This is a genomic window from Rhodoflexus caldus (genome assembly GCF_021206925.1).
GTDB classification, from domain to species: domain Bacteria; phylum Bacteroidota; class Bacteroidia; order Cytophagales; family Thermoflexibacteraceae; genus Rhodoflexus; species Rhodoflexus caldus.
In genome coordinates this window covers 203558-215526 of record NZ_JAJPRF010000005.1, presented here as the reverse complement: position 1 = coordinate 215526, position 11969 = coordinate 203558, and the positions used below count along the sequence as shown (strand labels likewise).

Below are 11969 nucleotides of genomic sequence, written 5' to 3'. Positions count from 1 at the left end.
AAAGATAATTGCCACTTGGAAAATATTTGAAAGTTGAGGCACAAAAAGTCTCAACTTTTTTTTTGCAAACCTTTGCGGAAATAGAGAAAGCACATAACTTTGCGCACCATTTCAGAATTGAAGTCGGTAGTACATTGAGGAAATAATACTCTTGGGGAGATTCCAGAGCGGCCAAATGGGACGGACTGTAAATCCGTTGTCTTACGACTTCGAAGGTTCGAATCCTTCTCTCCCCACTTGTTTTACTTCTTATATGCGGGAGTAGCTCAGTTGGTAGAGCGACAGCCTTCCAAGCTGTAGGTCGCGGGTTCGAGCCTCGTCTCCCGCTCTTATTTTACTACGACTTTTGAACAAGCCGTTGTAGCTCAGGGGTAGAGCACTTCATTGGTAATGAAGAGGTCGGCAGTTCAATTCTGCTCAACGGCTCAATACATCAAAAATTTTATAACATCGTTTTAACTAATTATCAAAATGGCTAAAGAGACGTTTGACCGCTCCAAACCTCACGTAAACGTAGGTACAATCGGACACGTTGACCACGGTAAAACTACACTTACCGCTGCTATCACCAAAGTTCTCTCTGAAAAAGGTCTTGCTGAAAAGCGTGACTTTTCTTCAATTGACAACGCTCCCGAAGAAAGAGAACGTGGTATCACTATCAACACCGCTCACGTAGAATATCAAACTGAAAAGCGTCACTACGCTCACGTAGACTGCCCTGGTCACGCCGATTATGTGAAAAACATGGTTACCGGTGCTGCCCAAATGGACGGTGCTATCATCGTAGTAGCTGCTACTGACGGTCCAATGCCTCAAACTCGTGAGCACATCCTGCTGGCTCGTCAGGTAGGTGTACCTGCGCTGGTGGTGTTTATGAATAAAGTTGACATGGTGGACGACCCTGAACTGTTGGATTTGGTTGAAATGGAAATCCGCGAGCTTTTGAGCTTCTACGAATTCCCCGGCGACGAAATCCCTGTAATTCGTGGTTCTGCACTGGGTGCTCTGAACGGTGAACCTAAGTGGGTTGCTACTGTTGAGCAATTGATGGATGCGGTTGATAACTATATTCCTCTGCCTGAGCGTCTGATTGATCAGCCATTCCTGATGCCTGTTGAAGACGTGTTCTCTATCACCGGTCGTGGTACTGTAGCTACAGGCCGTATCGAGCGCGGTGTAGTAAACGTAGGTGATGCAGTAGATATCATCGGTATGGGTGCTCAAGGTCTGAAATCAACTGTAACAGGTGTGGAAATGTTCCGCAAACTGTTAGACCGCGGCGAAGCAGGTGATAACGTAGGTCTGCTGCTGCGCGGTATTGACAAAGACGCTATCCGCCGTGGTATGGTTATCTGTAAGCCCGGTTCTGTGAAGCCTCACACCGAATTCAAAGCAGAAGTTTACGTTCTGTCTAAAGAAGAAGGTGGCCGCCATACACCATTCTTTAAAGGCTACAACCCTCAGTTCTACTTCCGTACAACTGACGTTACAGGTACTATCTCTCTGCCTGAAGGCGTTGAAATGGTTATGCCCGGTGATAACATCACTATCACTGTAACATTGCAGAAAGAAGTAGCGATGGAGAAAGGTCTGCGTTTCGCTATCCGCGAAGGTGGTCGTACAGTAGGTGCAGGTCAGGTAACTGAAATCATCAACTAAGACTAACTAATCTTTCTTTCATAGATAAAAAGCCCTGCCAATTGGTAGGGCTTTTCTTTTTTCAGACATCTGTAAATCCTGCAAATCCTCTGAAAACTATCCAAGTACACAAAACTGACAGATTTTCAAGACATGTCAGGTTTAAATGCTTGTTTTTCAAATATTTACACAATCACTTTTCGTAAAACCCTTGCTCTCTTGTATAAGTCTAATACTAACCGGCAGCAAGATGTGCGCTTCTACGAAAAAGGGTTATTGTCTATGCTTGATTTTCCATCGGGGAAACTACTTGGAGGGGTTATTTGAACGTAGGCGCAAATAGTTTGCTTTTTATAGACCTGCTTTGTAAGATTGAATCGGCTAAACTGAACGCTTGCATGAAACTTCCTGCTTTTTGCAGCATTTTGCTGCTCGTTTGCTTATGGCAAAGTATGACTTTTGCACAAAAAAATAACCATATGAACGACCCGAATCTGTTACAAGCCCCCGTAGAAAATCATAAAATCATTGTGTACCAACTGCTGGTGCGCTTGTTCGGCAATAAAAATACGACCAATAAATTCTACGGCTCAAAAGAAGAAAACGGGGTAGGGAAGTTTAACGACATTACTTCCGAGGCACTGCGCGGCATTAAGGAACTGGGTACTACGCACGTATGGTACACGGGTGTGATAGAACATGCGACCATGAGCGACCATACGGCACTGGGAATCCCACAGGATGACCCTGACGTGGTTAAGGGTAGGGCAGGCTCGCCTTATGCCATCAAAGATTACTACGATGTATGCCCCGATTTGGCCGTTAATCCTAAAAAACGCATGGCAGAGTTTGAGGCGTTGGTGAAGCGTACACATGCCGAAGGGCTAAAAGTATTGATAGATTTTGTGCCGAACCACGTGGCACGCAGCTATCGCTCGGATGCCAAACCCAAGGGCGTGGTTGATTTGGGTGAAAAAGATGACCGCACGAAGGCGTTTTCGCCGCAAAATAATTTTTACTACCTGCCCGGGCAGGCCTTTCAGGTGCCCGCCGAATACCAACTGCCCGACAGCGTCCGTATCAAAGGCAAAGACGGCATTTTTGCCGAAAATCCGGCCAAAGCAACCGGCAATGATGTCTTTTCTGCCACCCCGTCGGTTCATGATTGGTTTGAAACTGTCAAGTTGAATTATGGTGTGGATTATGTAAACGGAAGAGCCAAATATTTCAACCCTACCCCCGATACATGGCTGAAAATGCGCGATATTCTGCTGTTTTGGGCAGCCAAAGGCGTAGATGGGTTTCGTTGCGACATGGCGGAAATGGTACCTGTTGAGTTTTGGGAGTGGTGCATTCCGCAGGTGAAAAAACAATATCCGCAATTGGTATTTGTAGCCGAAATCTACAATCCGAATGAGTACGAAAATTATGTTTTGAAAGGCAAATTTGACTATCTGTATGACAAAGTCGGTTTGTACGATACGCTCAAAGCCGTGATTCAGGGCAGGACAAGTGCCAATGACATCCCGCAAAATTGGCAACAATTGGGTGCATTGAACAGCCGCATGTTGCGCTTTTTGGAAAACCACGACGAGCAGCGCCTGCCAAGCCCGTTTTTTGCGATTGATTCCTACAAAGGCATCCCGTTGATGGCTGTCAGTGCGATGTTGAACAGCGGCCCCGTGATGATGTATTTCGGGCAAGAGGTTGGTGAACCCGGGGCAGGAGCGGAGGGATTTGCCGGCGAAGACGGGCGCACCACCATCTTTGATTTTTGGGGTGTACCGATGCACCAGCGATGGATGAACGGCGGCAAATTTGACGGCGGACAGTTGGAAGGTTGGCAGAAAACGCTTCGGGCTAACTATGCGGCATTGCTCAATTTTGCCAAAAACAACGAAGCAATTACCAACGGCAGGCTGTACGACTTGCAAGCCGCCAACAACGGCGGCAAAGCGGCAGGCTATGACGATGCGCGACAGTATGCTTTTCTGCGCTTTACCGACAAGCAAAAATTGTTGATTGTGGTCAATTTTGACGCTTTTGCAGGGAAAGATTTTCGCCTGCGCATACCCGAGGCGGCATGGCAGGCAATGGGATTAGATGCAAACGGCAATTATCAGTTGCGCGGGGTGTTGTTTAATGACAGTGTGTTGCCTTGCAGTGCTTGGCAAGCGCAATCGGAAGGGGTTTTATTGCACCTGCCTGTTTTAGGCACGGCAGTATTTGAGTTAGTGAAGGAATAGAAAGTTTAGGCGCGACTGTTCAGAATTTCGGCAATGTGCATTACCCGTACATTGCGCTTTTGTCTTTTCAGCAGACCTTCTAAATGCATCAGGCAGGAGGTATCGGTGCCGGTGATGACTTCCGCACCCGCGGCAATGTGGTCTTCAATGCGGTCGAGCCCCATTTTAACCGATACGGCTTCTTCGGAAACGGCAAAAGTGCCGCCAAAACCGCAGCACTCGTCTGTGCGGCGCAATTCGGTCAGGCTAATGCCCTGCACGTTTTCCAATAAACGGCGAACTTTTGAGAAAGGAGTACCCGCAATTTCGGAAGATTGCGCCAACCGCAGGCCGCGTTGCCCGTGGCAACTCTGGTGCAAACCTGTTCGGAAAGGGAATGAAGAGCCTAAATCGGTGATTTTCAGGATGTCGGTTAAAAATTCGCAGAGCTCGTAGGTGTGGGTTCGCACATGGCAGACCTCATCGGTTTGGGGGAGGATGTCGTAGTGTTTCCGCACATGATACACGCAAGACCCCGAAGGAGCTACGATGTAATCAAACTTGCTGAAATTTTGCACCAACAATTGCATGGTCGGTTTCGCTTCGTTTTCCATGCCACTGTTTGCCATCGGCTGCCCGCAGCAAGTCTGGTTGAGGGGGTATTCTACCGCTAATCCGAGGCGTTCCAATATCTGCAATGTAGCTATTGCTACCTGTGGATAGAACTGGTCTATGTAGCAGGGGACAAATAGGCCGACTTTCATATGGTTTTATGCTTAAACAGGTTGCAGCGGCAAATATATGGTAAAGGTAGAACCTACGCCCTTGGCACTGTCTACCTTTATTTCACCGTGCAGTTCATCTACCAGTTGCTTGACGATGGCAAGCCCGAGACCTGTGCTGCTTTCGTTGCCGGTGGGGATGGCACTGAGGCGTTTGAACTTGGTAAACAACCATTTTTGTTCATCAATCGGGATGCCTTGTCCTTGGTCGGAAACGCTGATAACTAACTTCTCGTCGTCAATGCCTGCATGAAAACTGACTTTATAGCCTGTGAAGGTGAATTTAATGGCATTGGAGAGGAGGTTGTCAATAATTCGCAACAGAAGTTTTGCATCTGATATGATAGGTACATACACTTCGTTTTGCCACTCAAACTCAATCTGTTTTTTGGCAGCGTGGTTAATGTGTGTTTGCATGTATGATTCCAGCAACTGCCGCAAGTCAATTTGTTCAAATTTGGGGGGCTGATGGTGGCCTTCGTGTGCATTGAGGAATAAAATATCTTCAATTAATGAAACGCCCCGTTCTACCGAAAGTTCTATCAGCCGCAAACATTCCAACTGGTTTTCGTCTAAGTTATTCGGCATTCTGATAACCTCTGCCAATCCTTTGATGCCGTCTAAGGGTGTTTTGAGGTCATGTGCCATAATGCTCATCAACCCGTCTTTTTCGCGGTTGAGTTCTTTAAGTTCCGCATTGGTTTTTTTGAGCAGGAAAACAACTTCTTCCAGCTCCGATGCTTTTTGCTGGTAGGCTTCGCTGCCGGCAGCAAGTTCTTCGTTAAACTTCTCTATGATTTTTTGACGTTCGGCAAGTTGGCGGTGCTGTCGCTTGGTTTGCAGCCAGATATACACTACTCCCGCCACCACAAGCAACAAGGCAGCAATAACAATTAACGTAATTTGCGTGGAAAGATGCTGCGCCTTTTTCTGTAACTCTTGCAATTGTTTGGTAGCGCGCAGCAGTATCAAGGCCTCATTTTTGTCATTAATTTCTTGGACGTATTGCAGTTCCAACGCTTGGTTGATTTTGTTAGCCGTAGCGATGCTGTCTTTCAAATTGTGATGGCTTATCAGCCAGCCGAGCGCATCTTTATAGTTGCCTGTGGCAGAGTCGAGCTTGTACTGTACCCAATAAGTATTGACAAGTTCTACCCGTGCTTGGGAAATATTGCCTAATCGCCGCGCTTCCAGCAGTGCGCGCTGTGCTTCTTTAAATTTGCCTAAACCTACATAGGCTTGTGCAAGCGAATTAAGCGAGCGAACGCGCTGCCAGTTGCTCTCATTGACTGCAAGAGAGTCGGATAAGCGAGCGTATCGCAGCGCCTCGGCGTATTGTTTGCGGCTTGCGTAGATATTGCTGATGGAAGACAGGGCAAATGCCGCGTTGTATTTAACATTGTTTTTGATAGACAATTCGTAGGCTTTCTGAAAATAGACAACCGCAGAGTCGCTCTTGCCCGACATGCGAAAAACTTCGGCCATATCTGCCAGCGATGCCGAAATCGCATAAATATCATTTTCTTTGAGGCGAATGTTGTAGGCTTGTCTGAAATAGTAGTAGGCGCTGTCGTAGTCTTTGGAGTTGAGTTTGATACGCCCGATGTTGGTAATGGAGTTGGAAATACCGATGTTATCTTTGATGAGTCTGCGCAAATGCAGGGCGCGCTGATAGTATTGTAAACTCACGTAGTTGTAGCCTTGGTAACTGTACAGCAGGCCGATATTATTCAGTGTTCGGGCGAGGTTGAGCGTATCTATAACAGGCAGATTAACATAGATGCTTTGCGCCAGTTCGTAGTGAATAATCGCTTTGTCATATTCGCCTTTATTGGTGTAGGCAATCCCCATCAGCCGATGTGCATCAGCCTGTAAGGCTTCATTATTGAGTTGGGTTGCACTACTTAATGCCTCTTTGGCGTATTTAAGTGCTTCTTCGTTATAGGCATTGCGCCAAGCAATGGTGGCCATTCGCAACTGAATACGGATGCGGGCGGTATCGGAGGATGCTTTGGAAAGTTCACGCCGCAAACTGTCTAAAGCAGCATTGGTAAACTGCGGAAATGCCAAGCGGGGAGTAAAAATCAAAAAAGGAATAAAACCAATCCACAGAAGGGTTATCAAACGGCGTTTCAATGCTTGCTTTATTAAGTGAGTTAAGCAAAAATACGCAAAAAATCTTACATTCGTTGCAAAGAGTGCTTAAAGCAAGTAATGCAGGACATTGTTATTTTTTCACACAGCCGTACCGATGGCGCTTATTCCTCAACGGCGTTTTCGTTGGCAAAGGCAGTGGCAAATAAAAACCGCGTTTTTTACATAGAACAGCCGCTGACATGGAAAGATGTGATTACCCGATGGAACAGCCCCGCCGTGCAAAATCGCAGGTTGGTTTTTACGGGAAAAATCGGTTTTTATACCCACAGCGAGTGGCCGGAGTTGCTGACGGTGATTACCTTGCCCCCTTTTTTGCCTGTAAATTTTTTACCGAAGGGTAAATTATATCGGCTGATTAACAGCCTGAATGAACAATTGCTGTGGAAGGCACTCAGAGCGGTTCTGCGTCGCTATCGGTTGCAGCATTGGGTTTTCATGAACGTTTACTATCCTTATGCAGGATTTGAATTTCCCGAAGACTTGCAGCCTGTGCTGAAATGCTACTATTCTGTGGATGATATTTCGCAAGAATCTTACACTGCCAAGCATGGTGTTGCGGGGGAGAAGCGAATGGCTACAAGTTACGATTTTGTACTGACCACAAGCAAGGTTTTGTACCAAAAAATGAGTGCCGTAAACCCTCATACGTATTGGTTGCCCAATGCGGCAGATGTAACGCTGTTCAGTCGGGCGGCGGTGTGGAAGCTGCCGCGCCCCCATGATATGCCGCCATCGAGTAAACCTTGTGCGATTTACATCGGCAACATAGACGCTGCCCGCAACGATTTTGCATTATTGGCAAAACTTGCCGCGCAATGTTCGGATATGAATCTGGTACTGATAGGGCCGCTGACCTCGCCAATAGAAGCCGATGCCGTCGGACTGCATCGCTTGCCCAACGTGTTCTTTTTAGGCACTAAGCCCATGCAAGATTTACCCGCCTATCTGCAACATGTACAGTGTGCATTGATTCCGTTTTTGTGTAATACACTCACCAAAAGCATTTATCCGCTGAAAATCAACGAGTATTTGGCCGCAGGGAAGCCTGTGGTAACAACGGCTTTTTCGGAAGACATCCGCTCTTTCGGAGAGGTGGTGGAGTTGGCAGATTCGCACGAAGCATTTATAGCTGCCGTTCGCCGCGCCATAACCACCGATTCGCCCGAAAAAGCATCCCAAAGAATGGCAATTGCCGCGCAGAACACTTGGGAAGCGCGTGCGCGGCAATTTGAAACTATTGTACGGGAGTTTCTGCAACAGCAGCCTAACGACGTTTCTTAGCCATTTTCTGCAACTGTGCAGGGTTCATTTGGTTCATCTTCTTCATCATGGTGCGCATGGCATCAAACTGTTTGAGCAGATTGTTTACCTGTACGATGGAGGTACCGCTGCCTGCCGCAATGCGTTTTTTCCGACTTGCATTATTAACCAACTCGGGGTTGCTGCGCTCTTTGGGTGTCATGGAAAGAATAATTGCCTCAATGGGCTTGAATGCGTCGTCGTCAATGGCCACATCCTTCATCATAGCGCTCATCCCCGGAATCATACCGATAAGGTCTTTCAGGTTGCCCATGCGCTTGATTTGCTGCAACTGGCTGAGGAAGTCGTTAAAGTCAAGCTGATTTTTGCGGATTTTCTGATTGATTCGGCGAGCTTCTTCTTCATCAAACGCACGCTGTGCACGTTCCACGAGCGAGAGAACGTCGCCCATGCCCAGAATCCGCTGTGCCATACGGTCGGGGTAGAAGTAGTCCAGCGCTTCCATCTTTTCACCTGTGCTGATGAATTTGATGGGCTTGTTTACTTCTGCACGGATAGAAAGTGCCGCACCGCCGCGGGCATCACCGTCCAATTTGGTCAGAACCACACCGTCATAATTGATACGTTCGTTGAATGCCACCGCTGTATTAACAGCATCCTGACCGGTCATGGCATCTACCACAAACAGCGTTTCAGAAGGTTGCAGGGCAGCTTTTAGTTCGGCTATTTCGGTCATCAGCACCTCATCTAATGCCAAACGGCCTGCCGTATCTACAATAACAATCTTTTTGCCTGTTGCTTTTGCCTGTTGGATGGCGTTGCGTGCAATGGCTACGGCGTTTTTATTTTCCGGTTCTGCATATACGTCTACGTCGATTTGCGAGCCCAATACTTTCAACTGGTCAATAGCGGCGGGGCGGTAAATATCGCAGGCTGCCAGCATTACCTGTCGCCCTTGACTTTTGAGCAGTTTGGCCAATTTGCCCGAAAACGTGGTTTTACCCGCACCGTTCAAACCGGCAATCATAATTACGGCAGGGTCGCCTTTGATGTTCAGGTCGTGGCGTTCGCTGCCCATCAGTTCCACGAGCTTATCGTAAACAATTTTTACGAACAACTCATTCGGATTGACGGCAATAAGTACCTTTTGCCCAATGGCTTCGTCCTTAATTTGGTCGGTAATCTGCTTGGCAACTTTATAGTTTACGTCTGCCTCTACAAGGGCTTTGCGGATTTCTTTAACCGTAGTGGCAATATTGATTTCGGTAATTGCCCCTTTTCCTTTCAGGGTTTTCAGCGCCTGATTAAGCCGCTGCGACAGATTTTCAAACATAGTCGGATATCTTTGTTATTTGTTGAATTCGATAAACTTGCCCACGTCCTGCGACTTGCCGAGTACGATAATCACGTCGGAATATTCCAGTTCGGTATCTTCCGAAGGGCGGATAATCAGGTGCTCCACGGAGCGTTTGCGGGCATCAAAATATTCTTCGTACTTGCGCTTAATGGCGATGAGTTCCAAACGGAAATTTTCTGCCAGCCCGATGTCTTTCAGCGAGCGCTTAAATACGCGTCGGGGCACTTGTATTTCTACTATTTCGTAGCTGTCGGGCAGTGGCATAATGGCCTTCATGTTGGGGTTGAGCAACATTTCGGCTATCATCATGCCTACCTCTTCTTCCGGTGAAAGAATTTCGGTAATGCCGAGTTTTTGCAAAATCAGCTTTTGCTGCTGGCTCATGGCACGTGCAATAATTCGCTTTGCTTTCAGCTCGAGCAACTGCACCACCGTCAGAAGCAAGCCCTCGGTATTTTCGCCGATTGCCACTAATACGGCATCCATATCGGCAATACTCTGCGAACTGAGTGCTTTAAAGTCGGTAGCGTCCAAGGCTACGGCATAGGCTACATCGTCTTTGATTTCTTCTACCAAGTCAATGTCTTTGTCTATGGCCAGCACTTCTGCTCCGCGTGCCGCCAGGTTGCGGGCAACCGAGTAGCCGAACTGTCCCAGCCCAATCACTGCAAAACGATTTCCGTTGCTCATGCGAGTTTGTTTCGTAAAAAGCCGATGATTACATCCAGCGCTCTGTCGGGGCTTTGATTATTGGGAATAATCATATCCACCTCATTCTTTAGCGGGCTGATGTACTTTTCATAGGCCGGCATTACATGATGCTCATAGCGATAAAGCACATCGTCCAAATCATAACCCCGCTCTACGTTATCGCGCAGAATGCGACGTTTGATTTTGATATGGTCTTTTGCTTCAATGAATACTTTTAGGTCTATCAGCCTTGCAATTTCAGGAAAATAAAACACAAAAAGCCCTTCTACAATAATAACGGGGCGAGGCTTGAAAACCAGCATCTTCGGTACGATGGCCGGATTGTTGAAAGTGTACTCTTTCCGATGCACCTCGTAGCCGTTGCGCAACTGCATAATATCATGCACAAACTGCTGATTATCAATAGATTCGGGCGTATCAAAGTTCTTGATGCCGTTTTCGTCGGTGGGTTGCAGGTCGCGGTCGCGATAGTAGTTGTCCTGCGAAATGAGGCAAACTGTATCTTCGCCAAAGGCATACATCAACTTATTGAGGAAATAAGTTTTGCCTGAGCCGCTGCCCCCTGAAATGCCGATTAAGAAAGGATGATTCATACCGGATGCAAAATTAATGTGTTTCTGCACATTTGCCCACGCTTTTTATTTGTTCGGATTGCATACTATTTGTAATTGAACGGTATTCTTGCCAACTTTGCACAAAAGTGCCTTGTGTGAAGGCACTGCTTCAGTAGCCTTAATACCGATTGTATTTGGTTGATAATTACTGTACATGTTAAGTATCGAATCGCTCAGGCAGGAACTGTCAGTACCTCGCAAAATAGCCATTATTCCACACCAAAAGCCTGATGCCGATGCATTGGGTTCCAGTTTGGCATTATGGGGTTTCTTCAAAAACAAGGGGCATCAGCCAACGGTAGTTTCTCCTACGGACTATCCCGACTTTTTGTTTTGGATGCCCGGCAACAGCGAAGTGCTGGTTTGTTCGGATAAAACAAAAGAAGCCTGTGCAAAAGTCATCAGCGAAGCAGCCATCATTTTTTGCTTGGATTTCAACGATTTAAAGCGATGCGAACCGCTGGATACTTTTATCAATGACAATACATCGGCCATAAAAGTGATGATAGACCATCATCAGGACAAGAAAGATTTTGCCGATGTTGAATATTGTCGCGTAACGGCAGCCGCTACTGCCGAACTGATTTACGAATTTATTGGTTTGTTAGGTAATGAGGCAGACATTACTACCGATATTGCATCCTGCATCTATGCCGGTATCATGACAGACACGGGCAGTTTCAAATATCCGGCTACGACGGCAGCCATCCACCGCATAGTCGCCAATTTATTGGAAAAAGGTATTGACCATACCGCCATCCATCGGAATATTTACGATACCAGCACTTTAGACCGACTCAAACTCAAAGGCTTTGCCCTGAGCGAGCGGCTGAAAGTAATTCCCGAATTGAATACAGCGTATTTTGTGCTTTCCAAAGCCGACTTGGGCAGATTCCGCCACCAGACCGGCGATACGGAAGGATTGGTAAACTATGGTCTTTCCATTAAAGGCATCAAACTGGCTGTTATTTTGAAAGAAGACGAGGGCTTTGTCAAGATGTCTTTGCGCTCGGTTGGAAACTTCTCCGTTAATGAGGTAGCACGCACGCATTTCAACGGCGGGGGGCACATCAATGCTGCCGGAGGAAGACTTAACATGTCCATTCAGGAGGCAGAGGCGGCCTTTTTGGAGGCATTAAAAAATTATGCGAACGTACTTGCAACGGCCTCATAAGCTAATTTTGCACGCAAGAAAATTTCATTTTAAACACCAATTATTTTATTC

At 46.9% G+C, this 11969-nt stretch carries 9 protein-coding genes and 3 tRNA genes; 7 read left to right on the top strand and 5 right to left on the bottom strand.

The window, feature by feature from the left end; translation table 11 throughout:
* Positions 1-153: 153 nt before the first annotated feature.
* From NDK19_RS08510 to NDK19_RS08490, 5 genes are all read left to right on the top strand, one after another.
* Positions 154-236, top strand: a tRNA-Tyr gene (locus NDK19_RS08510).
* 19 nt (positions 237-255) lie between these two features.
* A tRNA-Gly gene (locus tag NDK19_RS08505) sits at positions 256-328 on the top strand.
* Positions 329-354: 26 nt separating this feature from the next.
* Positions 355-426: transfer RNA gene (locus NDK19_RS08500), tRNA-Thr, on the top strand.
* A 45-nt stretch (positions 427-471) separates the two neighbouring features.
* Positions 472-1659 carry an elongation factor Tu gene (tuf, locus tag NDK19_RS08495; RefSeq protein WP_250631444.1) on the top strand — a complete coding sequence of 396 codons (1188 nt, stop codon included), beginning with the start codon at positions 472-474 and terminating at the stop codon, positions 1657-1659.
* Between the two features lie 377 nt (positions 1660-2036).
* Positions 2037-3884 (top strand): alpha-amylase family protein, encoded by a 1848-nt coding sequence (locus tag NDK19_RS08490; protein ID WP_250631443.1) that lies wholly within the window; start codon positions 2037-2039, stop codon positions 3882-3884.
* Between the two features lie 5 nt (positions 3885-3889).
* Here NDK19_RS08490 and NDK19_RS08485 read toward each other — a convergent pair whose 3' ends face one another.
* Both NDK19_RS08485 and NDK19_RS08480 read right to left on the bottom strand, forming a co-directional pair.
* Positions 3890-4627, bottom strand: coding sequence for a (Fe-S)-binding protein (locus NDK19_RS08485; RefSeq protein ID WP_250631442.1), 738 nt, complete (start codon positions 4625-4627; stop codon positions 3890-3892).
* A 12-nt stretch (positions 4628-4639) separates the two neighbouring features.
* Positions 4640-6769: a tetratricopeptide repeat protein gene (locus NDK19_RS08480; protein ID WP_250631441.1), complete on the bottom strand. Its 2130-nt coding sequence runs from the start codon at positions 6767-6769 to the stop codon at positions 4640-4642.
* A gap of 90 nt (positions 6770-6859) precedes the next feature.
* Between NDK19_RS08480 and NDK19_RS08475 the strand changes: the two genes are divergently transcribed.
* Positions 6860-8083, top strand: a complete 1224-nt coding sequence (locus NDK19_RS08475; RefSeq protein WP_250631440.1) for a glycosyltransferase — start codon at positions 6860-6862, stop codon at positions 8081-8083.
* Here NDK19_RS08475 and ffh read toward each other — a convergent pair.
* The 3 genes from ffh to NDK19_RS08460 are packed head-to-tail and all read right to left on the bottom strand — an operon-like array spanning position 8067 to position 10723.
* Positions 8067-9395, bottom strand: coding sequence for a signal recognition particle protein (gene ffh, locus NDK19_RS08470; protein WP_250631439.1), 1329 nt, complete (start codon positions 9393-9395; stop codon positions 8067-8069). The genes NDK19_RS08475 and ffh overlap by 17 nt on opposite strands.
* A 15-nt stretch (positions 9396-9410) precedes the next feature.
* Entirely contained in the window at positions 9411-10109 is a 699-nt protein-coding gene (locus NDK19_RS08465) for a potassium channel family protein (protein WP_250631438.1), read from the bottom strand.
* Positions 10106-10723 carry a uridine kinase family protein gene (locus tag NDK19_RS08460; protein ID WP_250631437.1) on the bottom strand — a complete coding sequence of 206 codons (618 nt, stop codon included), beginning with the start codon at positions 10721-10723 and terminating at the stop codon, positions 10106-10108. The genes NDK19_RS08465 and NDK19_RS08460 overlap by 4 nt, the downstream gene beginning before the upstream one ends.
* Before the next feature lie 175 nt (positions 10724-10898).
* Between NDK19_RS08460 and NDK19_RS08455 the strand changes: the two genes are divergently transcribed.
* The gene (locus tag NDK19_RS08455) at positions 10899-11918 is read left to right on the top strand and encodes a DHH family phosphoesterase (RefSeq protein ID WP_250631436.1); all 1020 of its coding nucleotides are present in this window, start codon (positions 10899-10901) and stop codon (positions 11916-11918) included.
* Positions 11919-11969: the final 51 nt, after the last annotated feature.

Coding starts and splice junctions, on each gene's coding strand:
- tuf (WP_250631444.1), top strand. CDS start 472: ATGGCTAAAGAGACGTTTGACCGCTCCAAACCTCACGTAAACGTAGGT.
- NDK19_RS08490 (WP_250631443.1), top strand. CDS start 2,037: ATGAAACTTCCTGCTTTTTGCAGCATTTTGCTGCTCGTTTGCTTATGG.
- NDK19_RS08485 (WP_250631442.1), bottom strand. CDS start 4,627: ATGAAAGTCGGCCTATTTGTCCCCTGCTACATAGACCAGTTCTATCCA.
- NDK19_RS08475 (WP_250631440.1), top strand. CDS start 6,860: ATGCAGGACATTGTTATTTTTTCACACAGCCGTACCGATGGCGCTTAT.
- ffh (WP_250631439.1), bottom strand. CDS start 9,395: ATGTTTGAAAATCTGTCGCAGCGGCTTAATCAGGCGCTGAAAACCCTG.
- NDK19_RS08465 (WP_250631438.1), bottom strand. CDS start 10,109: ATGAGCAACGGAAATCGTTTTGCAGTGATTGGGCTGGGACAGTTCGGC.
- NDK19_RS08460 (WP_250631437.1), bottom strand. CDS start 10,723: ATGAATCATCCTTTCTTAATCGGCATTTCAGGGGGCAGCGGCTCAGGC.
- NDK19_RS08455 (WP_250631436.1), top strand. CDS start 10,899: ATGTTAAGTATCGAATCGCTCAGGCAGGAACTGTCAGTACCTCGCAAA.